Source organism: Streptomyces sp. NPDC102274, assembly GCF_044766385.1.
Classification (GTDB): domain Bacteria; phylum Actinomycetota; class Actinomycetes; order Streptomycetales; family Streptomycetaceae; genus Streptomyces.
On sequence record NZ_JBIWLW010000022.1, the window covers coordinates 42,576 to 64,286 of the forward strand.

A 21,711-nucleotide genomic window follows, 5' to 3' on the forward strand; every position below is an offset into this window, starting at 1 on the left:
CGTACCACCAGCGCCGGTCAGTCGTCCCGTACCACCAGCGCCGTGGCGATCGCGGCCAGCCCCTCGCCCCGGCCCGTGAAGCCGAGCCCGTCGGAGGTGGCGGCGGAGATCGCGACCGGCGCGCCGACCGCCGCGGAGAGGACCTTCTGCGCCTCTTCCCTCCGCTTGCCGATCTTCGGCCGCACGCCCACCACCTGTACGGCGACATTGCCGATCGTGAAACCCCCGGCCCGGACGATCCTGGCGGCCTCGGTGAGGAGGGTGATCCCGGACGCGCCGGACCACTCGGGGCGGCCGGTACCGAAGTGGGCCCCCAGATCGCCGAGGCCGGCGGCGGAGAACAGCGCGTTGCAGGCCGCGTGCGCGACGACGTCCGCGTCGGAGTGACCGGCGAGCCCGGGGCCCTCGCCCTCCCAGAGCAGGCCCGCGCACCACAGCTCGCGGCCCTCCTCGAAGGCGTGGATGTCGGTGCCGATACCGACCTGCGGCAGCGCTACGGCCACCGGCGGCCGACTGTCAGAAGCCATCGTTGGCCCTCCTCCGGGCGAGTACCGCCTCGGCCAGCACCAGATCCAGCGGCCGCGTCACCTTGAACGCCTCCTCGTGTCCCGGTACGACCACCACGGGCACACCGAGCCGCTCGACCATACCGGCGCAGTCCGTGGCGCCCTCACCGACCGCCGTCTCGCTCCGGTGGGCGCGCTGGAGCGTCTCGCGGTCGAAGCCCTGCGGGGTCTGTACGGCCCGCAGCAGGGCACGCTCGGGCGTGGCGACGACCGGCTCGGGCTCGCCCTTCTCCCGGGGCTCGACCTGTTTGACGGTGTCCGCGAGCGGCAGCGCGGGCACGACGGCCGGCGCTCCGTCCCGTACGGCCTCGACCACGGCGTCCACGGTGTCGACGGGCACGAGCGGGCGGGCCGCGTCATGGACCAGGACCGTGGTGATGCCCTCGGGCAGGGCCTCGATACCGAGCCGTACCGACTCCTGGCGGGTCTCGCCGCCGGGTACGACGAGATAGTCCGTGCGCTCTGGCAGCGCGTGTTCGTTGAGGAGGTTCTTCACTTCGGGGGCGCCCTCGGGCGGCGCGACCACGACGACGAGCGAGACGGCACGGGAGGCGGCCATCGCGCGGACGGCGTGGATCAGCATCGGTGTGCCGCCCAGGGTGCGGAGCGCCTTGGGGGCGCCGGGACCGAGCCGTACGCCCCGGCCTGCGGCGGGGATCACCGCGGCGGTGCGGTGGGGCCTGGCTTCCTCTGACATCGGTTGCACTCCGGCAGGTTTGTTTCCTCGGCCGACATGGGTATGGCCACAGCGTGCCGGGCGCGACGCCTTGACCGGACCCTTCCGTGACACCGGGTCGAGACGTACCGCGCCGGCCGCGAGCGGCATGAGCGACACCATGACGCGACACATGGGTGGTGTCGCGAGCATCACGACAAGTCAATGTGTACGGGGGATGCATACGGAATGTCGGACGGGATGCGGATGTACGGACATGCCGCAGCGCCCGGCGACGCAGCCTTTTCCTCATAGCTGGTCAGCGGGCACCACGGCATTCAGTGCTTCACTGCGTCAAGATATTCAGGACGCGAGGACCTCGTCGAGCAGAGCCTCGGCCTTGTCTTCATTCGTGTTCTCCGCGAGAGCCAGCTCGCTGACAAGAATCTGTCGCGCCTTGGCGAGCATGCGCTTCTCACCTGCGGAGAGTCCACGCTCACGTTCCCGGCGCCACAGGTCACGCACAACTTCGGCGACCTTGATGACATCGCCGGAGGCGAGTTTTTCGAGATTTGCCTTGTAGCGACGGGACCAGTTCGTCGGCTCCTCTGCGTACGGTGCCCTGAGCACCTCGAAGACCCGGTCCAGCCCGTCCTGACCGACCACATCGCGCACGCCGACGAACTCCGCATTGTCCGCCGGTACGCGCACCGTCAAGTCGCCTTGGGCGACCTTGAGCACCAAGTAGGTCTTGTCCACGCCTTTGATCTGGCGAGTTTCGATGGCCTCGATCAGCGCGGCCCCGTGATGGGGATAGACCACGGTGTCGCCAACCTTGAACGTCATGTGACAGGTACCCCTTCCGTGGCTATCCAGGGTAACACGAGAATGGCATCTTCTGAATGGCGTTTTCGCAGGTCAGGGCGCATCTCGGGGCTTGACAACAGCGCCAGGAACGTGCTGCGAGCGGCATCCGGAAGGGGGTATTCGCAGGTCGGAGCGGCTGCGCGGGCACCCGGAAACACGCGCGCCACCCGCCGTGGAACACCTCCCGGAGAGGTCGAACATCCCGATTTGCCGGATTCAAGGGGCTGGTCTTCCCGTACTCCGTTCGGATGTCGGTCACTCGAACGACGGGAAGTACGTCGGAAGTACAGCGCAAGTACGAGGGATTCTGAATTTGATCACCATGGCCTCCCGCGCGGTATTCGTAAGGAATGTGTGGCGCCCGAAGAAATTGATCACCGGCATTATGTGAACAGCGTGCGAAACACCACGATCACATGGCTGATCGAAGGCGGGATCAGAGGCGTGATCAGGGTGGGATCAGGGTGGGATCAGCAGGGTGATCCAGTGCGCCCGACGCGGTCGGGAGCGGCCGGAACCGGTCGGAGGCGGGTCGGGTGCGGGGCCGCGACAACGGCTCGGTAACCTGAGGGACGCTGACGCTCCTTTAGCCCGATCTCAGGCTGGTCAGCTCGTCCTCAGCCCCTCCGTCCGTACGTCCTAGGAGTTGCCGCCGCCGTGAGCCGCAGCCTTCGACGCGGCGCCCTCGCCGCTACCGCCCTCGTGTTCTCGCTCGCCACGCTCTCCGCGTGCGGGGCCGGCAACAACGCGCAGACCCTCGGCGTCAGGCCGGACAACGCCGCCACCTCTGTCGACGTCATCACCATCCAGAACGCGACGGTCGTCACCCAGCCCGAGGCCGACGCGGCGGGCCCGGCGGTCGTCACCGGCACGGTCTTCAACAACGGCGGGAGCGCGCAGACCCTCGACTCGATCGAGCTGCCCGGCACCAACGTGACGGTGAAGCTCTCCCCGGCCAAGGGCTCGGGCCCGGTCACCGTGCCGGCCCAGGGCTCCGTCCAGCTCGGTGGCGCGGGCAACGCCTCCGCCGTGATCGAGAACGGCAGCGAGGCCGCGAGGAACGGCGACGCGCAGCAGGTCGTCTTCACCTTCAGCAAGACCGGCGACGTGGGGCTGCGTGCCTTCGTCTGGCCGGCGAACAGCTACTTCGAGGGCGTGGGCCCGAGCACGCTGCCGACCCCGTCGGGAAACCCCTCGGAAAGCCCGGCAGAAAGCCCGTCGGGCACGCAGTCGGGGAACACGGCGGGAACGCCCGCCGAGGGCGCGGAGGGCGAGAGCGGCCAACCGGGCGGTACGGCGGACACCCCGGCGGACACGCCGTCGGACTCCGCGTCCGCCTCGCACGACGCCACGGGCTGAGGTCCGGCGCGACATGGCTGTGGCGCCCCGCCCGGGATCCGGGCAGAGCGCCACACCACAGCCACACGTGACGCGTCACACATCACACGCGGAACTCAGGCACCGGACGGAGTCCGGTTTACGGCTCGAACTTGTAGCCCAGGCCGCGGACCGTCACCAGATACCGCGGGGCACCGGGATCGGGCTCGATCTTGGCGCGGAGCCGCTTGACATGGACGTCCAGGGTCTTGGTGTCGCCGACGTAGTCCGCGCCCCACACCCGGTCGATCAGCTGCATCCGGGTCAGCACCCGGCCCGCGTTGCGGAGCAGCATCTCCAGCAGGTCGAACTCCTTCAGCGGCAGGTCGACCTTGCCGCCGGAGACCGTCACCACATGGCGGTCCACGTCCATCCTGACCGGCCCTGCCTCCAGGGCGGCCGGGGTCACCTCTTCCGGCTCGCCGCGACGGCGCAGAACCGCGCGGATACGGGCGACCAGCTCCCGCGAGGAGAAGGGCTTGGTGACATAGTCATCGGCCCCTATCTCCAGGCCGACGACCTTGTCGATCTCGCTGTCCTTGGCGGTCACCATGATCACCGGGACATTGGACTTGCCGCGCAGCTGGCGGCAGACCTCGGTGCCCGGCAGGCCGGGCAGCATGAGGTCCAGCAGGACGAGGTCGGCGCCGTTGCGTTCGAACTCGTCGAGCCCCGCCGGCCCGGTGGTCGCGATCGCGACCTCGAAGCCTTCCTTGCGGAGCATGTAGGAAAGAGCGTCGCTGAAGGATTCCTCATCCTCGACGACGAGCACTCGGGTCACGGAAGGACCTCCGGGGCAGGAATCACGGTCGGGGGATCCAGCTCGATGCTGGGGTCAGTGTCATAGCGCCGGTCGACTTTGTCCGGGCCGGTGGGTGTGCGGTCCCGTCCGGCGCCCGCCTCGGGCAGCCTCAGGGTGAAGGTGGAGCCCTGGCCTTCTGAGCTCCATACGGTGACCTCCCCGCCGTGCGAGGCGGCCACATGCTTGACGATGGCGAGGCCGAGCCCCGTACCGCCGGTGGCCCGGGAGCGGGCCGGGTCCACGCGGTAGAAGCGTTCGAAGATCCGCTCGCGGTCCTTCTCCGAGATGCCTATGCCCTGGTCGGTCACGGCTATCTCGATCAGGTCCCCGCCGGTGGCGGAGACGCGATGCGCGGCGATACCGACGCGCGTGCGGGCCGGGGAGTAGTTGACTGCGTTCTCGACGAGATTGCCGAGAGCGGCGGCGAGCTGGCCGCGGTTGCCCCATACATACAGATCGGCCGTACCGCCCGAGGCCATGGTGATCTGTTTGGTGGACGCGGGCTGCCGGGACCGGTCGATGGCCTCGGCGACCAGTTCGTCCACCCGTACGGACTCCGAGTCCTCCAGCGGGTCGTCGTTCTGCACCCGGGAGAGGTCGATGAGTTCCTGTACGAGATTGGTGAGCCGGGTCGCCTCGATCTGCATGCGGCCGGCGAAGCGGGTGACCGCTTCAGGGTCGTCCGAGGCGTCCATCACGGCCTCGGAGAGCAGGGAGAGCGCGCCGGTGGGGGTCTTGAGCTCGTGGCTGACATTCGCCACGAAATCGCGCCGTACCGCTTCGATACGGCGGGCTTCCGTGAGGTCCTCGACCAGAAGAAGGACGAGGCGGGAGCCGAGCGGAGCGACCCGGGCGGAGACTGCCAGGGCCTCGCCCCGGCCCGTACCGCGCCGGGGGAGGTCCAGCTCCACTTGTCTTATCTCGCCGTCGCGCCGGGTGTCCCGCGCCATGTGCAGCATCGGCTCGACAGCGAGTTTGCCCCCCCTGACCAGGCCCAGCGCATACGCCGCCGAGCTGGCCTTGACCACGGAGTCGCTCTCGTCGAGAACGACCGCGGAGGAACGGAGCACGGACAGTACGGTGTCGACGCCCGGGGGCAGTACGGCATCCGTGTGCAGCGAGGTCCGGGTGGGTCTTGCCTGGTCGCGTTCGCTCCAGCGGAATGCCAGCATGGCGATCACGCCGGTGCACACCCCGGCGATCGCTGCCAATGCGGCGACCGCCGCGTTCACGTCCATGTATCCCAGGTTATGCGCGGCCAAGGACACTCTCCCAGTCATCAGGGTGTCTCCTCCGACACTCGTCGCTCAGAGTTCACCGAGGGGAAAGTGCCGGTTCATTTGTGAGGGAGGAGCCGGACGCGTACTGCCCGGAACGTGGGAGCGTGGGGGCACAGCCCCCGGCCCCCGGCCCCGGGCAGGAACGTGAAGAGAGGGACAACCCCATGCGGGACGCGTACCACGAGGAACTGGACTCGATTGGCGAGGATCTGGTCGAGATGGCCCGGCTGGTCGGTTCCGCCATCGGGCGGGCCACCACGGCCATGCTGGACGCGGATCTCAAGCTCGCCGAGACCGTGATCGCCGCCGATCAGCGGGTCGACGACCTGCAGCACGACCTGGAGGCCAGGGCCATCGCGCTGCTGGCACGGCAGCAGCCGGTCGCGACCGATCTGCGGATCGTGGTGACCTCGCTGCGGATGAGCGCCGACCTGGAGCGCTCGGGCGACCTGGCGCAGCATGTCGCCAAGCTGGCCAGGCTCCGCTTCCCGGTCTCGCCGGTGCCGCACGATCTGCACGCGACGATCCTGGAGATGGGTCAGCTGGCGCAGCGCCTGATGGCGAAGGCCGCCGAGGTGATCATCACCAAGGACGTCGAGCTGGCGCTCCAGTTGGAGCAGGACGACGACGAGATGGACCTGCTGCACCGCACGCTCTTCCAGCACCTGATGGACGACCGCTGGAAGCACGGCATCGAGACGGCGGTGGACGTGACGCTGCTGGGCCGCTACTACGAGCGGTTCGCGGACCACGCGGTGGCGGTCGCCAAGCGGGTCGTCTTCCTGGTGACGGGCGAGCACGCGGACGAGATCCAGCCGGTGGACACCCCGGTCGAAGGGGCGTAGGGAGCGGGGAAGGCGGGGATTCGGCGCCGGAAAGCGCCGAGCGGCGCACGGGACAGCGGAACGGCGCGAAGAAGCGCTCCTCGGCGCCTGCGCACGTGCGCCGTTGATGCGCCCGCCCCCCAGGGCATCCAATGGGCTGGGGCGTGTCGTCGAAGTAGTGCCGTCCGCCCGGAGGGCGGGCCCGGCGCCCGCTCGGAGACACGCCCCAGGCGCCATCCAAGCACGCCTTCGAGGAGGATCCCATGGCCGATTCCCCTACCCACGTCCCCCCGCAGGAAGCCCCCGCGGCCCCTGCCTCAGTGACCCGTCTGCCCGTCCTCGGCGCATGCGGCTGCGGCTCGGGCTGCGGCTGCGGCTGCCAGTCGGGCGGCTCATGCCAGTGCGGCGGCGGCTGCGGTTAAACCCGAAGGGCCCCGTCCAGCGGTGCGTCGCCTTGCTGGACGGGGCCTTCGCGCGTCAGGTCTACTTCTTGCCCTGGTTCTTCACGGCCTCGATCGCGGCGGCCGCCGCGTCCGCGTCCAGGTAGGTGCCGCCCGGCGTGAGGGGGTGGAAGTCGGCGTCCAGTTCGTAGACGAGCGGGATACCGGTCGGGATGTTCAGGCCCGCGATGTCGGCGTCCGAGACCCCGTCGAGGTGCTTGACCAGCGCGCGCAGGCTGTTTCCGTGGGCGGCGATCAGGACCGTACGGCCGGTCAGCAGGTCCGGGATGATCGCGTCGTACCAGTACGGCAGCATCCGCTCGACGACGTCCTTGAGGCACTCGGTGCGCGGACGCAGCTCGCTCGGGATCGTGGCGTAGCGCGGGTCGTCGCTCTGCGAGAACTCCGTGCCGTCCTCCAGGGCCGGCGGCGGGGTGTCGTACGAGCGGCGCCACAGCATGAACTGCTCCTCGCCGAACTGGGCGAGCGTCTGCGCCTTGTCCTTGCCCTGGAGCGCACCGTAATGGCGCTCGTTCAGCCGCCAGGAGCGCTGGACCGGGATCCAGAGGCGGTCCGCTGCCTCCAGCGCGAGCTGCGCGGTGCGGATGGCGCGCTTCTGGAGGGAGGTGTGCAGAACGTCGGGCAGCAGGCCGGCGTCCTTGAGCAGCTCACCGCCGCGGACCGCTTCCTTCTCGCCCTTGTCGGTGAGGTTGACGTCCACCCAGCCGGTGAACAGGTTCTTGGCGTTCCACTCGCTCTCGCCGTGGCGGAGCAGGATCAGCTTGTACGGTGCGTCGGCCATGAGCCAAAGCCTAATGGACCCACCGGACCGCCTTCGATTGACGTCTGCCGTCAATTGAGTGGCGGTCTTGGAGCCGCGGTACGTAAGTTGCCCATGGCCATTCGGCCACTTACCGGGCCGTCCGGCCGCTACCGCTGTTTCCTGGGGGATTCCGCATGTCCTTCGCCACATCGGCCGCCGCGTCGGCCGCCGGTCTGAGACGCGCCGTGAGGGAGAGCGTCTCGGGGCTGCCCCGGGAGTTCTGGTGGCTGTGGACCAGCACACTGGTCAACCGGCTGGGCGCCTTCGTCGCCACCTTCATGGCGCTCTATCTCACCCTGGACCAGGGCTATTCGGCCTCGTACGCGGGGCTGGTGGCCTCGCTGCACGGGCTCGGCGGGGTCATCTCGTCGCTGGTCGCCGGGGTGATGACCGACCGGCTCGGCCGGCGGCCCACGATGCTGATCGCGCAGTCGTCCACGGCCGCGTCCGTCGCGCTGCTCGGCTTCATGCGGGAGCCGGTCGCGATCGCGGCCGTGGCGTTCCTGGTCGGCATGGCCTCCAACGCGTCGCGCCCCGCCGTGCAGGCGATGATGGCGGACATCGTGAAGCCCGAGGACCGGGTGCGGGCGTTCTCGTTGAACTACTGGGCGATCAACCTGGGCTTCGCGATCTCGTCGGCGGGCGCGGGGTTCGTCGCGCAGTACAGCTACCTCGCCGGGTTCCTTGGCGAGGCCGCGATGACGCTCGCCTGCGCCGTACTGGTCTTCCTGAAACTGCCGGAGTCCCGACCGGAACGGGGGCCGGCCGGGACTCCGGCGCGAGCCGCCGCTGGAAAGACCGCGGGAGCGGGAGCCGGAGCGGGAGCCGGGCCCGAGGCGAAGATCGGGATGGGGACGGTCGTGCGGGACGGCCGCTTCATGAGCGTCGTCACGCTGTCCTTCGTCGTGTCCCTCATCTTCCAGCAGGGTTATGTCGGGCTGCCGGTGGCCATGGGAGCGGACGGGTTCACCAGCGCCGACTACGGCTTCGCCATCGCGGTCAACGGCGTTCTGATCGTGGTCATGCAGATCCCGGTCACCCGCTTCATCCAGCACCGCGACCCGCGCCGCCTGCTGATCGTCTCGTCGATCCTCGCGGGGTACGGCTTCGGCCTGACCGCGTTCGCCGGGTCGATCGCCGTCTACGCGCTGACGGTCTGCGTGTGGAGCCTGGCCGAGATAGTCAACGCCCCCACCCAGACCGGGCTGGTGGTACGGCTCTCGCCGGTCCATGGCCGGGGGCGCTATCAGGGCATGTACACCATGTCCTGGTCGGTGGCGGCCCTGGTCGCCCCGCTGATGTCGGGTCTCGTGATCGACCGCTTCGGCGCCGCGTGGCTCTGGTGCGCGTGCGCGGTCCTGGGGACGCTGGCGGGCGCGGGGTACTGGCTGCTGATGCGGGGTTTGTCGGATCCGGAGGAGAAGGCGGAAGGGGGCCCGCTGGAGGCGCCGGCCGACGCGCCGGTGAAGGCGGCCGCTCCGGAGGCGGGGGCCGTGTAGGCCCGCTCCGGCCGACCGTCGCGGGCCCGCACGCCGCGGGCCTGCCGCCGGCGCTCGGGCCCGGGGTCGGCCGTCTCGCCTGAGCCCCCGCCGCCGCCTCCGCCGCCGCCCCCGCCGCCGGTGGTGTCAGCGCAGCTCGCGCTGTGCCTCGTAGAGGTTGCGCGGCCGGATGTCCCCGGGACTGCCGTACGCCTCCAGCCGTGTGTGCAACTCACCCTGGAAGTCCGGCACATCGATCTGGTCGAACTCCCGCACCTCACTGATCCCGGCCGTCACGCTGTACGGAGCGATCTCGTCGATCTTGATCAGCCCGGCGCGCTCATTGGTGACGGTGACGTTCCAGTGCGCGAACCGCGCCCCGTACAGCGGCCCCGCGATCGCGTCGCCGCCGTGCCGGCCGTCGTTGCTGACCGTGATCTCGGTCCGTACGTTGGCGAAGGGCATCCCCCGGTGCGTGTCGAACGTGCCCATCTCCATCCGCCCGCGCGACCAGACGTTGTAGCTGGACAGCCCCTCGACATTGATGCCGTGCAGCTGTGTGCCCGCCGGTGTCGGGACCGTACGCCGCTCGATGACGAAGTCCTCGATCAGATTGTCGTGCGAGCCCTCGCGGCAGTAGTACGGGTGGTGCGAGCCGCGGCCCGCGACCCGAGTGCGGCGCAGAGTGCAGGCGGAGGCGCCGATCAGGCCGAAGCCGTTGTCGACATGGCGTACGACGACGTCCTCGGCCCAGCAGTCGTACGCGCACTGGAACGCGACCCCGTTGTAGCCCTTGTCGAGGAGGTGCGGGGACTGCGGGGTCTCGACGGCCTCCAGGGTCAGTCCCTCGACTCCGGACCCGGTGAGCGGGGTGACCGAGGTGGTGAACCTCGGGTCCCATTCCGGGCGGATGTCCAGCGGAAGGGGACGTTCCAGGGTGACCTCGCGACCGCGTACGGCGGTGATGCGTACGGGCCACTCGTACGGTACGTACGACGTCAGCTTGGTCATGGCGGCCCAGTCGTACGCCTCGGCGTCGGGGCCGCCGCCCGCCATGTGCTCCAGGAGGGTGTGGTCCGCGTCATCGGCGAGCTGGAGCAGGACGAACTGTCCGCTCCTGAGCTGCGAGGCGTCCCGGACGGTCACGGACCGGTCGCCCCGGTTGCCCCGGGCGATGCCGGTGAGGGTGCGCCACTCGTCGCGCGCGTTGCCCGTCCAGCCTTCGAAGGGCCAGTCGCGCGCCTTGATGGCGGTGGTGAGCGTGTTCCAACGCTCCTGCGGGCAGAGCCAGATGAGGCCGCCTGACCAGGACCAGCTGGATTTGTCGCCGCCGTAACGGCTGCCGTAGGGGCCGATCATCTCGGTGAGGTTCCGGGTCGCGTACAGCTTCGTACGGTCGCTGCCCGCGCCGCGCAGGACGACGCCGCTGTGCGCGATCCGGATCACGTCGTCGATCCGGTAGGTGCCGGGCGGGATGGAGACCGTGCCCCCGCCACGCTCGGCGGCAGCGGCGAGGGCACGGTTGATGGCGGGGGCGTCGTCCACGGAGCCGTCGCCCTTGGCGCCGTACGCGCGGACATCGGCCACGACCCGGTACCGCGGAAGGCTTCGAGCGCCGGCGCGCTGGCCCGCGCGCCCCACATACGGAATCTGCGGGTGGGTGTACGGCGACGCGGCGAACTCGCGCCAGAGCGCGGACGTCCTCGGCGGCCTGCGCTCTCCGGCGGCGGCGGTTCCCGGGAGTCCGGTGGCCATCGCTCCGGCCGTGGCGGCTACGGCGATCGCGGTGCCGAGCACCGTCCGTCTGCCGACGGCACGTTGACGTCGGGGCTCCATCGACATGATCTCGCCTCCATGTATGTGAACGATGTTCAGGTGCACGTCTGGAGGTGAGCATGCCACGGCCTTGGGCGCCCGTGAAGACGTCGAACAGCGAGTCGTCCAGCGGAATTTCGGGCCGGACGGACAGGCGGGCCGGTCCCGACGGGCACGTCACGTCACCTCAGGTGAGGTGAGGTGAGGTGAGGTCAGGCGGAAGGATCGGACGGGGCCCGGGTCAGGTGGGCGAACGCGTCCAGGTTCCCGGTGGACTCCCCCCGGGACACCCGCCACGCGTACTCCTTGCGGATCGCACGCGCGAACCCCAGCTCCAGAAGGGTGTTGAACGAACCGTCCGCCGCTTCGAGCACCGAGCCGAGCAACCGGTCGATCTCGTCCTCGGTGACGGCCGCCAGCGGAAGCTTGCCCGTCAGATAGATGTCCCCGAGCCCGTCGACCGCGTAACTCACCCCGTACAGCCTGAGGTTGCGCTCAAGCAGCCAGCGGTGGACGCCCTCGGCGTTCTCGTCGGGGTGCCGGATCACAAAGGCGTTGAGGGACAGCGCGTGCCGGCCGACGCGCAGGGAACAGGTCGTGGAGAGCTTGCGGGTGCCGGGGAGGGTGACGACGTACGAGCCCGGCTCCGGGCTCTCCCACCCCAGCTCGGCGTCCTTCAGCGTCTGCTCGATGACCCGCGCGGCGCACGCCGCCTGCGAGGAGTCCGGGGAGGTCTGCTGTCCGTCGGCCATGAATCGAGCGTACGTCAGCGGTGTTCGACGCGTGGGCCGGGCGAGGGCTGTGGAGGCGTGCGGCACCGGCGTGTACCTGTGGGTGCGTACCTCCGCTTACGTAGGCCGGGGTGTTCAGCCGTGGTGTTCAGCCGTGGTGCGCGCGGCCGCGCCCCGGGTGGTCGTGCACCGCGGCCGTATAGACCTCCGCCGTCGCGGACGCCGCCGTGTCCCAGCCGAAGGACTGGGCGTGGCGCGAGGCCGCCGCGCCCATCCGGTCCACCAGCTCCGGGTGCTCGATGAACTCGCGCAGCGCCCGCGCGTAGGCCGCGGGCTCGTGGCCCCGGACGAGAAAGCCGGTCGACCCGTCCCGTACCGCCACCGGCAGCCCGCCCACGGCCGCGGCCACCACCGGGGTGCCCGCCGCCTGGGCCTCTATGGCGACCAGGCCGAAGGACTCGCTGTACGACGGCATGACCAGCACGGACGCGGCCCGGAACCAGTCCGCCAGCCGGGTCTGGCCCACCGGCGGCCGGAACCGTACGACATCGGCGATCCCGAGCCGCGCGGCGAGCTTCTGGAGCCCTTCCGGTTTGGCCAGACCGCTGCCGCTCGGACCTCCGACGACCGGCACGACCAGCTTTCGCCGCAGCGAAGGATCCCGCTCCAGGAGCACGGCCACGGCGCGCAGCAGCACATCGGGGGCCTTCAGCGGCTGGATACGGCCCGCGAAGACCGGGATGAAGGCGTCCTGCGGAAGCCCCAGCCGGGCACGCGCGGCGGCGCGGCCGTCGGCCGGACAGAAACACTCCAGGTTCACCCCGGGATGGACGACGGCGGCCTTGGCCGGGTCAGCGTCGTAGAAGCGGACGAGCTCCGCGGCCTCCTCGTCCGTATTGGCGATCAGCCGGTCGGCGGCGCGCACGATCTGCGTCTCGCCGATGACCCGGGCCGTGGGCTCGGGCCGGTCGCCCTCGGCGAGCGCGGCGTTCTTGACCTTCGCCATGGTGTGCATGGCATGGACGAGCGGGACGCCCCACCGCTCGGAGGCGAGCCAGCCGACATGGCCGGACAGCCAGTAGTGGGAGTGCACCAGGTCGTAGTAGCCGGGGCGCTGGCCGGCCCATGCCTGCATCACCCCGTGCGTGAAGGCGCAGAGCTGCGCGGGCAACTCCTCCTTGGCCAGGCCCTCGTAGGGGCCCGCGTCCACATGACGTACGAGCACACCGGGGGCCAGCTCGACGGTGGGATCCAGGCCGCGGGTCGTGGCGCGCGTGAAGATCTCCACCTCGATGTCGATGGCGGCCAGCCGCTTCGCGAGCTCGACGATATAGACGTTCATGCCGCCCGCGTCGCCCGTCCCCGGCTGGTGCAGCGGGGAGGTGTGGACGCTGAGCATGGCGATCCGGCGCGGCCGGCGGTGCTGGCCGGGGAGCCTGAGACGGGGTGGTCCCACGAACGTGCCTGCGATACGGGACACGTACTGGCTCACGTCTACGGTCCTCTCGCGCGGAGATTCGGAGCACGGCGCAGAGAGGGCCGTGACCCCCTCCGAAGGCCGACAACAGCGGAATCCCGTCCCGCATTTCCGTTTTACCAAATCATTACCGACGGAAGCTCAACCGTCCTCCGCCCCCGCGGCCGAAACCTCCCGTCCCCGCGGCCGAACTCTCCCGGCGCCTCGCCGGGCCCACCCGGCCGCGGCGTCGTTACGCTCGTTCCCATGGCGCCCGCGACCTCCCGTTCTCCCCGCCCGGTGGGCACGGTGACCCGTGGCACCACCCACCAGAACCGGCTGCGCCGCATGGACCGCTGGATCACCGCCGTACACGGCTTCGCGCTGCGCCGCTCGGCCGACCCGGTCGTGGTGGATCTGGGGTACGGCGCCGCCCCGTGGACGGCGGTCGAGTTGCTGCGGCGGCTGCGCACGGCGGAGCCGCGTACCGAAGTCGTCGGCGTCGAGATCGATCCGGCCCGGGTCGCCGCCGCGCGCCCGTACGAGCGGGACGGGCTCCGGTTCCGGCACGGCGGCTTCGAGGTCCCGCTCCCCGGGGGCGTACGGCCGGTGCTCATCCGCGCGGCCAATGTGCTGCGGCAGTACGACGAGGACGAGGTCGCCGCGGTCTGGGCGCGGCTGTGCGCCCGGCTCGCGCCCGGCGGGCTGCTGGTCGAGGGGACGTGCGACGAGATCGGCCGGCGGCATGTGTGGGTCGCGCTCGGGCCCGAGGGGCCGCGGACGGTCACGTTCGCGACCCGGCTCGGTTCGCTGGACCGGCCCTCCGATCTGGCCGAGCGGCTGCCGAAGGCGCTGATCCACCGCAATGTGCCGGGCGAGCCGGTCCACGCGTTCCTGCGCGACTTCGACCGGGCGTGGGCCGCGGCGGCTCCGTACGCCTCGCTGGGCGCGCGGCAGCGGTGGATCAGGGCCGTACGGGATCTGGCGGCCGACTGGCCGCTCGCGGACGACCCGCGCAGGCGGCGGCAGGGCGAGGTGACGGTGAACTGGTCGGCGCTCGCGCCCGGTTCGGGCACGGGCGGCGCGGACGCCGGACGGGGTGGCGCGGGCGCCGGGCCGGGCAGCAGGGCCGCCGGGCCGGGCGTCGGAGGCTGACCCCGGGAACGCGGGCGGCTGCCCGTTCGTCCTCACTGGGGCGGGTGCTTCCTGTGAGATGCCCGGATCCCTCTGTCCCTTTGACCCGGGGCATGACACGATCGCGGCGTCGGAAAGGGTTGCTGACGATACGTCAGATTCGTCTGTCACGCCGCAGGGTGGGGTTGGCTCGGAGGGGGAGCTTGGTGAACCGACGTCGCAGTGCCGCTGCCGCGATCACGGTGGTCTGCGCGCTCGCCGTACTGGCGTCGCCGGTCCTGATGAACGGGGCGTACGCGGCCCCCGGCCCGCCCCCCGGCCCCTCGACGTCCGCGTCGGCCGTCGCCCCGCCACCGGTCGAACTCCCGCCCGGCGCCACGTCGCCGCCCGCCCCCGGCTCCACCACCGGTTCGGGCAAGAAGTCCCTCGAAGACATCCGTAAGGAGATCGAGGCCCTCTACCAGAAGGCCGCGTCCGCCACCGACGCGTACAACCTCGCCGAGGAAGAGACCAAGAAGCAGTCGGCCGAGGTCATCGGGCTGGCGGAGGACATCGTCACCGGCCAGCTGCGGATCGACGAGCTGAAGAAGCGCGCGGGCGCCGCCGCCCGCGCGCAGTACCGGGGCGGCGGGCTGCCGCCCGAGGCGCAGCTGGTGCTCACCGACGATCCGCAGCTCTTCCTGGACGCGGTGGGACGAATACAGCAGGGCCAGAAGGCCACCCACGATCTCATCGGCGAGCTCTCCCGGGCACAGGAAGACCTCAAGACGTACACCGCCGACGCGTCCACGCAGTGGCAGCTGCTCGAGACCTCCCGGGTCAAGAAGGAGAAGGCGAAGAAGGAGATCACGACGCGGATCGCCGCCGCCGAGAAACTCGAAGCGAGCCTGGAGAAGGAGGAGCGGGCGCGGCTGGCGCGGCTGGAGAGCGACGCGGCGCTCAAGGCGCAGACGGCCTGGCTCGGCTCCGGCGCGCTGAAGGACATCAACCGCTCGTCGAGCGAGCGGGGCAAGAAGGCGATCGCGTTCGCGACGGGGCAGATCGGCAAGCCGTACGTCTGGGGCGCGGAGGGACCGTCCTCGTACGACTGCTCCGGGCTCACCTCCCAGGCGTGGGCAGCGGCGGGACGGCCCATCCCGCGCACCTCACAGGAGCAGTGGCGGCTGCTGCCCAGGATCGACATCAAGGACATGCGTCCCGGCGATCTGATCATCTACCACCAGGACGCGAGCCATGTCGGGATGTACATCGGGGACGGCGCGATCGTGCACGCGCCCCGTCCCGGCCGGAACGTGACGCTGGCGGGGGCGGGCTCGATGCAGATTCTCGGGGTCGTACGCCCGGATAAATAGGGCGATCCACACCGATCATCCCCATACGGGCGAACCCGGACTCGTACGTCCGGGCGGTGAGCCCGGAGCAGCCGTACGTGATGTTTGTCATGGCCGCTGGGCGCCGGATGCGTGGCGGGAAGCGGCATATGACGGAGGCTCTTCGCCGATACGCCATTCCGCTGGGGCGGCGGCGAACGCTATGGTCCCGGTCTGGTGAGTCGTCGATCGGCGCCCCACCCGCGCCCTCGGGGGGAGGGAAAGGAATCCCAGACCGATGCCCGTACCCGTACCCGTTCCCCGGCAGCGCACAGGTTCGACAGTCGAGAGACAGCCCGTCGAGGAGACCGCCCAGGGCGGCGACCTCGTCCTCCTGGTCATCGAGGACGACCCGGCAGGCATCTTCACCGCTCCGGAGCTGCCGGAGGGGACCGGCACACGCCTGCGTATCCGCACCGCCCGCAACCTCACCGAGGCCGAGCGGCTGCTCACCGACGACATCCACTGCATCCTGGTGGACCTCGCCCTTCCGGGGAGGAACGACAGCGACGAGCTGGCCCCGCTGAAGGACGTCCTGCGGCTGGCCCCGCGCCATGCCGTACTCGCGCTGGCGGCGGAGGGCGACGCCGAGCGCGCCGCCGCGGCGGTACGGGTCGGCGCCCAGGACTATCTGTTCCGCGACGAGCTGGACGGACGGCTGCTGAGCCGCGCCATCCGGTACGCCGTCGAGCGCAAGCGGGCGGATGTCGCGCAGCGCCAGCTGACCGAGTCCCGGCTGCGCGCGCAGGAGAACGCCCGGCTGGAGCGCGGACTGCTGCCCACCCCCCTGCTCCAGGGCTCGGACCTGAGCTTCGCGGCCCGCTACCGGCCCGGCCGCTCCAGGGCCCTGCTGGGCGGCGACTTCTACGACACGGTCCGTACGCCGGACGGCACGGTGCACGCGATGATCGGCGACGTCTGCGGCCACGGCCCCGACGAGGCGGCGCTCGGCGTGGAGCTGCGGATCGCCTGGCGGGCACTGACACTGGCGGGGCTCTGCGGCGACGAGTTGCTCTCCACGCTCCAGCAGGTCCTGGAGCACGAACGGGAGAGCGAGGAGATCTTCGCGACGCTCTGCACGGTCGACATCACGCCCGACGGCCGGTGGGCGGGCCTCTGTCTGGCGGGCCATCCGTCACCGCTGGTCACCCGCCGTGGGCGGGCGGCGCAGTTGCTCCCGTACGAGGAGGGCGGCCCGGCGCTGGGGCTGCTGCCGCGCGCACGCTGGCCGCGCCGGCAGGTCGAGCTGGGCGGGTCGTGGAGTCTGATGATGTACACCGACGGCCTGATCGAGGGCCGGATCGGCCCCGGCGCCAAGCAGCGGCTCGGCCAGGAGGGCATGGTCGAGATGATCAACCGCCAGCTGGCCGAGGGGCTGAGCGGCGACGACCTGCTGGAGGCGGCGGTCGCTCGGGCGCGCGAGCTGAACGGTGGGGAGCTGACCGACGATGTGGCGGTGCTGCTGCTGGGGCGGGGCGGCGTTCAGCCACCCGCGCGTACCTGATTCCTGTCCGTAGGGTCCGATGCCCGGTCGTATGGTCCGGTGCCCGGTCGGTCGTACGTCCGATGCCCGGTCCCGTTGTCCGGTCCCGTTGTCCGGTCCGCCTAGCGACCGCCGTTGTAGGGCCCGTAAGGACCGTCACTGCTGGAACCGCCGCCACGGCTTCCACCGCCGCCACCGGAGATCGCGTGGACGGCCGGCCGTACGTCGACCATGAAGACGATCGTGGCGACAAGCCCGGCGATCTGGAGGAACAGCATCGGTACGAAGAGGTTCACGGCGACCGTGACACCGAGAATGATCAGCCAGAACTTCTTCGTCTGCTTGTCCGCCGCACGGTAGGCGTCCTCACGAGCCGTGGCGGAGAGGAACAGCGCGATGACGGCAAGGACGAGCATGGCCAGATTGAGCAGCCAGAGAAGAGTGCCGAATCCTTCGAGCAACATGCGGAGCACCGCCTAAGGGGTGGAGGAGACGTCGCGGCCCGTACGCCAAGGTACCTGGATAACGGGCCGGACACCCCCGAGGTGCCCGACCCGCCTCCGTCGCGGGTGTGCTGTTCGCCGGTCGGCTACCTGCCGGCCGGCGGGGTGGTCTTCTTCGCCGTCGTCTTGCGCGGGGTGGACTTCTTCGCGGCGGCGGTCCGGGGCTCGGCCTTCGGCACGGGCTTGGCCGCGGGCTTGACGGCAGACTTGACCACGGGCTTGACGGCGCCCCTGGTCTGCGCCTTCGTCTCCGTCTTCGGGGCCGGCCCGGGGGCGGCCCTCGGCGCCGGCTCGGGCTCGACGGCGACGGCGATCTCGGTGATCTCGTCGGCGGCCTCGCCACGCCAGGCGCGTACGGTGTGCTCGCCGCGCTCGGCGACCTTCTCGTACGTCTCGCGGGCCCTGATCGCGTACTCCGCGGCCATGCCCATGCTCCGCAGCGCCAGGTCCTGAGCCGTCTCGCCCAGCTTCTTCAGATCGGTGTCGAACGAGCCGATCACTTCGGTGACCTTGGCCTGAACGGTCGCCTGGGCCTCCCGGGCCTGGACGGTGACCTTCTCCTGGACAGCCTTCGGGTCGGAATTCCGCACGGCCTCGAACCGCCCAGGGGCCTCGGTCCGCAGCTGCTCGATCAGACCGGGCACCTTCTTGGCCTGCTCGACGGCGATATCGGCGGTACCGGCCGCGAAGTAGAGGGGCGTCGGGTCGGTGAGGGTCTTACGCAGGTCATCGGTGATGGCCATGACTGTGGTCCTCCCGGATCAGTTTGAGGGTGGGGTGGCAGCACTGCCGTCTGTCGTACTGGAGCCGCCGGAGGAGCCACGGAGGTTTCCGGGACCACTGTCGCCACCGGCGCCCCCGGTGTCCCGTTCGGCGGTCACCGCGGTCACCGCGGCTTCTGTGTCCCCCGCACGCTCCGTACTCTCCGTACTCTCCGTGTCGAGCGCGTTCTCCTTGCGGAACGACTCGTAGATCTGGAGAAGCACTTGCTTCTGCCGCTCGTTTATCGAGGGGTCGGCGAGGATGACGGCACGCGTCTCCAACTCCTCCCGCTCCCGCTCGTCGAGCATCCCGGCCTGCACATACAGCGTCTCGGCGGAGATCCGCAGCGCCTTGGCCAGCTGCTGCAGAATGTCCGCGCTCGGCTTGCGCAGCCCACGCTCGATCTGGCTCAGATACGGATTGGACACGCCGGCGGCATCGGCGAGCTGCCGCAGCGAGAGCTGCGCGTTGCGTCGCTGCTCGCGCAGATACTCACCGAGATTGCCGACGTTGAGTGATGCCATACGGACATACTGCGTCGCACCGCTAACTATTGCAAGCGCATGCTTGCAAAAGTGATACTCGGCATGTGTGACTGGTCGAGATAGTTGTCACTTGGTCGCGGTATCTGTCACCGCCACGTCGCGAGGCTGAGCCTGAGAGTTGAGCCGAAACGCGATAGCTGTCACCAAGGCAGGCGGCCTGTCACCAGGACTTCCGGGCAGGGCGCGCGGGGTCGGAAGCTGTGCCGGAACCCGTGACCTGTGGCGTTCTGTGACAGCGGACGGGCCGGTAGAGCCGGTGTGGCTCACAGTAGTCACCTGGGGCTCATCAGTTTCTTGCTTGTGCAACCCATTTCGATGCCAGGCCGTCCAACTCCTTGACGGACGGCTGCCGATCACGCGGAGGGCACATGGCGAAGAAGGAACGGACAACGGACGCGGCGAGGGAAAAGGACCGCGAAAAGTGGATGGCTCGTTTCCAGGTACGGCTGGCCATGCAGCCGGGCGTGGACCGGGCAGTGGTGCTCCAGGCGGTCAAGGAAGTCACGACGCACTGCGCGGATACGGGAGAGCACCCGCAGACTGCTTTCGGCGACCCGGACGCCTGTGCCGTGCAGGCCGCCGCGCGGCTGGTACCGGCGGACCGGGCGGCGCGCGCGAGGCGGCACGACGCCGCAGTGGACGCGCTCGACTCCGTGCTGAAAAAGGCCCGGGACGTCGCCGGTCTGTGACCGGTTGACCCGACTTCCGTCACGGCCCGGCGAACGGGTTCTGGCGCAGCTTCCATCCGTCGCGACTGCTGGGCGGCGCAGGCCGTCGGCGGAGCGTCGGAGCCGATGGCACCGATCGTGCCTTGCGCGCTGCTGGTGACAGAAGGCGTGCCGTCCCGGTGACAACCCTCGTGCTTCGCCCGGTCGAAGCCGCAGGTCAGCCGACGCCGCCGGTGACACCTACCGTGCTTCGGCTCAAGAGTGCCTCTATGAGCCGGTGCACGCTAGGTGGAACCTGGTCTTGGATGTTGGGACCGGAGGGCATCGGCATCTGTTTCGATCTCTTGGGTGAGGTGCTCAGCGTGCTGGAGCAGGAGTCTGCGCAGTGCCGTGAAGTGGTGGATCCGGCCTGGTCTGGCGAGTTTGGCCCAGGTGCTGCTGCGCTGGTTGAGCCATGCCTTGCGAAGTTCTTCGGGCTGTTCTGCCTCGATCGTCCGTGGTGCGAAGAGTGGCTCTCCGTGTGTGACCTGGGCCCAGATGAACGCGGATACCTCTTGGCGTTTTCGGTCGCCTAGGCTGGGCTGGACATGACCCGGGACTGGCGGCAGACGGTCGGTGATCTCCTGCCAGGTGTCGCGGGTAAGACTCCAGCCCCGGAGTGCCACGCGGCGTCTGCGGTAGTTAACCGGAGTGGGAACAGCGTCCAAGTCGCGGGCCAGGTTGCGCAGGGCTGGGATGAACTGCGCAGGACCGTGGTCACGCAACCAGCGGCGGAGCCCGGCTGACAGCACGTATTGGCCGCTTTTGGGGTTGATGCCGAGGTAGTCGGCTGCATCGCCCTTGGCTCCGCCGGCCGCCCACTGGACGAGGAGAATGGCTCCGAGGCGGCGCATGGATTTGGCGTAGGCGCCGGGGTCAAGCGGTGTGAGGTGTTTGTCGTACCAGTCCTGCTCCAGGAGCGCGGGAACGTTCTCTGGGCGGTAGCCATCGATGCGGTCGGGCGCTCTGACTCCGCGGGGGCCGGTGCGCCGGTAGGAGCGGGTGCTCGGTGCAGTTGCCTGTCGCAACGTCGCCGAGCATGAGGACCGGTGCCGGTCGAAGAGCTGGGTCCAGTGGGTTCTGCTGACGCTCCTGCCCCGGGTTTCCCGGGTGTGCCGGGTCAGTACTTCGTCGAGGTCGGGGACGTCGAGCAGGGCTGACGCGGCTGCCAGCAGACTGGCTGTCACGATCGGGTCTGTGGGTGGTCTGTCGAGCGTGAGGTTGGTGCCGACACCAAGTGTCTGAACGTGGTCGGCAACTGCTTCATGAGCGCTGGGGGCGATCATGTCCCGGCTGGCTGGCCAGATGCTGCAGAGGAAGGCGTTGATCACTCGCAGGTCGGTGAACTGCGCGGCGGCCCCCTCGGCGGGATGGCTGAGGAGGTCAAGCAGTTGGCGCTGGGGCGTGATCATGTTGGTGCTGGGAAGTGGCCCCGTGTCGTCGGCCTGGTCCAGGCGGACTCCGCAGGAACGGCCTCTCCTGCCTTTGCGCGAGGCCGCGTTCTGGCCTTCGCCTGCGATCGGGAATCGGCACTGGCCTGGGTGAGGGTGTTGTCCGCTGCTTGAGTGATCAGGTGGGGAAGTGTTCGCTGAAGCTCGTGGGGCCGTTGGCAGCCGTGCTTCAGAAAGACCTCGTGGGTGGGGCAGATGAAGGCGATGGGCAGGTGTCGGATCTTCTTCCAGGTTCCGCCGTACTGCTGCTGGACGGGGCTGCCGTCGCCGGCGAGGCACTCCGGGCAGTATCGGGGGAAGTTGTTGAACAGCCAGTCCTCTCGTGTCCCTCGGGGATCCCGGGAAACGAGCGCTCGGGTGATGGGGGGATACCGGTTCTTCCAGGGCCGGAGCGTCAGTTCGGCGGCCTCGTCCTCGGTCAGCCGAGTGGCCTGGGCGAAGCGACTGATGTCCAGGTCGAGCAGGAGCCGGCGTCCCAGCACCGAGTCCGTCGGTCGTCTGATGCTGCCTGTCAGCCGTGCCAGTCGCATGGGGGAGATCTGGAGACGGTGGGCCAGGCGGAGGAGGAAGCCGGATAGGGATTCGCCGGGCAGGGGGTCCAGGCTGCAGGGCAGCGGCGTCAGTCCGAGGCGGTCCACGGTG

General features: G+C 69.9%; 21 protein-coding genes. 7 read left to right on the forward strand and 14 right to left on the reverse strand.

Annotation, left to right across the window (positions count from 1 at the left end):
- Positions 1–17 precede the first annotated feature (17 nt).
- The 3 genes from ispF to ACIRQP_RS26610 all read right to left on the reverse strand — a co-directional run bounded on the left by ispF (position 18) and on the right by ACIRQP_RS26610 (position 2,067).
- Complete coding sequence (gene ispF, locus ACIRQP_RS26600) at positions 18–527, reverse strand: 2-C-methyl-D-erythritol 2,4-cyclodiphosphate synthase (protein WP_403893661.1); 510 nt, start codon at positions 525–527, stop codon at positions 18–20.
- The gene (gene ispD / locus ACIRQP_RS26605) at positions 517–1,263 is read right to left on the reverse strand and encodes a 2-C-methyl-D-erythritol 4-phosphate cytidylyltransferase (RefSeq protein WP_403893662.1); all 747 of its coding nucleotides are present in this window, start codon (positions 1,261–1,263) and stop codon (positions 517–519) included. Before ispD ends, ispF begins: the two co-directional genes overlap by 11 nt.
- 321 nt (positions 1,264–1,584) lie before the next feature.
- A complete protein-coding gene (locus ACIRQP_RS26610) occupies positions 1,585–2,067 on the reverse strand; it encodes a CarD family transcriptional regulator (protein WP_003953493.1) in 483 nt (160 codons plus the stop codon).
- A 678-nt stretch (positions 2,068–2,745) separates the two neighbouring features.
- Here ACIRQP_RS26610 and ACIRQP_RS26615 point away from each other — a divergent pair.
- On the forward strand, positions 2,746–3,447 hold the full coding sequence (locus ACIRQP_RS26615) for a DUF461 domain-containing protein (protein WP_403893663.1): 702 nt from the start codon (positions 2,746–2,748) through the stop codon (positions 3,445–3,447).
- Between the two features lie 118 nt (positions 3,448–3,565).
- Here ACIRQP_RS26615 and ACIRQP_RS26620 read toward each other — a convergent pair whose 3' ends face one another.
- Together ACIRQP_RS26620 and ACIRQP_RS26625 are read right to left on the reverse strand one after the other, a co-directional pair.
- Entirely contained in the window at positions 3,566–4,246 is a 681-nt protein-coding gene (locus ACIRQP_RS26620; protein WP_030353388.1) for a response regulator transcription factor, read from the reverse strand.
- A complete protein-coding gene (locus ACIRQP_RS26625) occupies positions 4,243–5,505 on the reverse strand; it encodes a sensor histidine kinase (protein WP_403893664.1) in 1,263 nt (420 codons plus the stop codon). The genes ACIRQP_RS26620 and ACIRQP_RS26625 overlap by 4 nt, the downstream gene beginning before the upstream one ends.
- Positions 5,506–5,711: 206 nt before the next feature.
- On the opposite strand from ACIRQP_RS26625, the gene phoU reads away from it, so the two are divergent.
- The gene (gene phoU / locus ACIRQP_RS26630; RefSeq protein ID WP_403893665.1) at positions 5,712–6,392 is read left to right on the forward strand and encodes a phosphate signaling complex protein PhoU; all 681 of its coding nucleotides are present in this window, start codon (positions 5,712–5,714) and stop codon (positions 6,390–6,392) included.
- Between the two features lie 462 nt (positions 6,393–6,854).
- Here phoU and ACIRQP_RS26635 read toward each other — a convergent pair whose 3' ends face one another.
- Positions 6,855–7,613 carry a phosphoglyceromutase gene (locus tag ACIRQP_RS26635; protein ID WP_403893666.1) on the reverse strand — a complete coding sequence of 253 codons (759 nt, stop codon included), beginning with the start codon at positions 7,611–7,613 and terminating at the stop codon, positions 6,855–6,857.
- A gap of 155 nt (positions 7,614–7,768) precedes the next feature.
- On the opposite strand from ACIRQP_RS26635, the gene ACIRQP_RS26640 reads away from it, so the two are divergent.
- Positions 7,769–9,133: an MDR family MFS transporter gene (locus tag ACIRQP_RS26640; RefSeq protein WP_403893667.1), complete on the forward strand. Its 1,365-nt coding sequence runs from the start codon at positions 7,769–7,771 to the stop codon at positions 9,131–9,133.
- Positions 9,134–9,259: 126 nt separating this feature from the next.
- Here ACIRQP_RS26640 and ACIRQP_RS26645 read toward each other — a convergent pair whose 3' ends face one another.
- The 3 genes from ACIRQP_RS26645 to mshA all read right to left on the reverse strand — a co-directional run bounded on the left by ACIRQP_RS26645 (position 9,260) and on the right by mshA (position 13,150).
- Entirely contained in the window at positions 9,260–10,954 is a 1,695-nt protein-coding gene (locus tag ACIRQP_RS26645) for a glycosyl hydrolase family 28-related protein (protein WP_403893668.1), read from the reverse strand.
- Positions 10,955–11,139: 185 nt separating this feature from the next.
- The gene (locus ACIRQP_RS26650; RefSeq protein WP_403893669.1) at positions 11,140–11,679 is read right to left on the reverse strand and encodes a YbjN domain-containing protein; all 540 of its coding nucleotides are present in this window, start codon (positions 11,677–11,679) and stop codon (positions 11,140–11,142) included.
- A 127-nt stretch (positions 11,680–11,806) separates the two neighbouring features.
- Positions 11,807–13,150 (reverse strand): D-inositol-3-phosphate glycosyltransferase, encoded by a 1,344-nt coding sequence (gene mshA, locus ACIRQP_RS26655; RefSeq protein WP_403893670.1) that lies wholly within the window; start codon positions 13,148–13,150, stop codon positions 11,807–11,809.
- A 231-nt stretch (positions 13,151–13,381) separates the two neighbouring features.
- Here mshA and ACIRQP_RS26660 point away from each other — a divergent pair, with 231 nt between their 5' ends.
- From ACIRQP_RS26660 to ACIRQP_RS26670, 3 genes are all read left to right on the forward strand, one after another.
- Positions 13,382–14,269, forward strand: a complete 888-nt coding sequence (locus tag ACIRQP_RS26660; RefSeq protein WP_403893671.1) for a class I SAM-dependent methyltransferase — start codon at positions 13,382–13,384, stop codon at positions 14,267–14,269.
- Positions 14,270–14,454: 185 nt separating this feature from the next.
- The gene (locus ACIRQP_RS26665; RefSeq protein WP_403893672.1) at positions 14,455–15,600 is read left to right on the forward strand and encodes an NlpC/P60 family protein; all 1,146 of its coding nucleotides are present in this window, start codon (positions 14,455–14,457) and stop codon (positions 15,598–15,600) included.
- 256 nt (positions 15,601–15,856) lie between these two features.
- Positions 15,857–17,122, forward strand: coding sequence for a PP2C family protein-serine/threonine phosphatase (locus tag ACIRQP_RS26670; protein ID WP_403893673.1), 1,266 nt, complete (start codon positions 15,857–15,859; stop codon positions 17,120–17,122).
- Between the two features lie 101 nt (positions 17,123–17,223).
- On the opposite strand, the gene ACIRQP_RS26675 is transcribed toward ACIRQP_RS26670, so the two are convergent.
- The 3 genes from ACIRQP_RS26675 to ACIRQP_RS26685 all read right to left on the reverse strand — a co-directional run bounded on the left by ACIRQP_RS26675 (position 17,224) and on the right by ACIRQP_RS26685 (position 18,890).
- Entirely contained in the window at positions 17,224–17,565 is a 342-nt protein-coding gene (locus ACIRQP_RS26675) for a DUF2516 family protein (RefSeq protein WP_365747726.1), read from the reverse strand.
- 125 nt (positions 17,566–17,690) lie between these two features.
- Positions 17,691–18,347 (reverse strand): hypothetical protein, encoded by a 657-nt coding sequence (locus tag ACIRQP_RS26680; RefSeq protein WP_403893674.1) that lies wholly within the window; start codon positions 18,345–18,347, stop codon positions 17,691–17,693.
- A gap of 18 nt (positions 18,348–18,365) precedes the next feature.
- On the reverse strand, positions 18,366–18,890 hold the full coding sequence (locus ACIRQP_RS26685) for a helix-turn-helix domain-containing protein (RefSeq protein ID WP_403893675.1): 525 nt from the start codon (positions 18,888–18,890) through the stop codon (positions 18,366–18,368).
- A gap of 389 nt (positions 18,891–19,279) precedes the next feature.
- Between ACIRQP_RS26685 and ACIRQP_RS26690 the strand changes: the two genes are divergently transcribed.
- Complete coding sequence (locus ACIRQP_RS26690) at positions 19,280–19,600, forward strand: hypothetical protein (RefSeq protein WP_403893676.1); 321 nt, start codon at positions 19,280–19,282, stop codon at positions 19,598–19,600.
- 263 nt (positions 19,601–19,863) lie between these two features.
- Here ACIRQP_RS26690 and ACIRQP_RS26695 read toward each other — a convergent pair whose 3' ends face one another.
- Complete coding sequence (locus ACIRQP_RS26695; protein ID WP_403893677.1) at positions 19,864–21,030, reverse strand: hypothetical protein; 1,167 nt, start codon at positions 21,028–21,030, stop codon at positions 19,864–19,866.
- The gene (locus ACIRQP_RS26700) at positions 21,027–21,707 is read right to left on the reverse strand and encodes a TniQ family protein (RefSeq protein WP_403893678.1); all 681 of its coding nucleotides are present in this window, start codon (positions 21,705–21,707) and stop codon (positions 21,027–21,029) included. The genes ACIRQP_RS26695 and ACIRQP_RS26700 overlap by 4 nt, the downstream gene beginning before the upstream one ends.
- Positions 21,708–21,711 lie beyond the last annotated feature (4 nt).

Coding starts and splice junctions, on each gene's coding strand:
- ispF (WP_403893661.1), bottom strand. CDS start 527: ATGGCTTCTGACAGTCGGCCGCCGGTGGCCGTAGCGCTGCCGCAGGTC.
- ispD (WP_403893662.1), bottom strand. CDS start 1,263: ATGTCAGAGGAAGCCAGGCCCCACCGCACCGCCGCGGTGATCCCCGCC.
- ACIRQP_RS26610 (WP_003953493.1), bottom strand. CDS start 2,067: ATGACGTTCAAGGTTGGCGACACCGTGGTCTATCCCCATCACGGGGCC.
- ACIRQP_RS26625 (WP_403893664.1), bottom strand. CDS start 5,505: ATGGACGTGAACGCGGCGGTCGCCGCATTGGCAGCGATCGCCGGGGTG.
- phoU (WP_403893665.1), top strand. CDS start 5,712: ATGCGGGACGCGTACCACGAGGAACTGGACTCGATTGGCGAGGATCTG.
- ACIRQP_RS26635 (WP_403893666.1), bottom strand. CDS start 7,613: ATGGCCGACGCACCGTACAAGCTGATCCTGCTCCGCCACGGCGAGAGC.
- ACIRQP_RS26640 (WP_403893667.1), top strand. CDS start 7,769: ATGTCCTTCGCCACATCGGCCGCCGCGTCGGCCGCCGGTCTGAGACGC.
- ACIRQP_RS26645 (WP_403893668.1), bottom strand. CDS start 10,954: ATGTCGATGGAGCCCCGACGTCAACGTGCCGTCGGCAGACGGACGGTG.
- ACIRQP_RS26650 (WP_403893669.1), bottom strand. CDS start 11,679: ATGGCCGACGGACAGCAGACCTCCCCGGACTCCTCGCAGGCGGCGTGC.
- ACIRQP_RS26660 (WP_403893671.1), top strand. CDS start 13,382: ATGGCGCCCGCGACCTCCCGTTCTCCCCGCCCGGTGGGCACGGTGACC.
- ACIRQP_RS26670 (WP_403893673.1), top strand. CDS start 15,857: ATGCCCGTACCCGTACCCGTTCCCCGGCAGCGCACAGGTTCGACAGTC.
- ACIRQP_RS26675 (WP_365747726.1), bottom strand. CDS start 17,565: ATGTTGCTCGAAGGATTCGGCACTCTTCTCTGGCTGCTCAATCTGGCC.
- ACIRQP_RS26680 (WP_403893674.1), bottom strand. CDS start 18,347: ATGGCCATCACCGATGACCTGCGTAAGACCCTCACCGACCCGACGCCC.
- ACIRQP_RS26685 (WP_403893675.1), bottom strand. CDS start 18,890: ATGGCATCACTCAACGTCGGCAATCTCGGTGAGTATCTGCGCGAGCAG.
- ACIRQP_RS26690 (WP_403893676.1), top strand. CDS start 19,280: ATGGCGAAGAAGGAACGGACAACGGACGCGGCGAGGGAAAAGGACCGC.
- ACIRQP_RS26695 (WP_403893677.1), bottom strand. CDS start 21,030: ATGATCACGCCCCAGCGCCAACTGCTTGACCTCCTCAGCCATCCCGCC.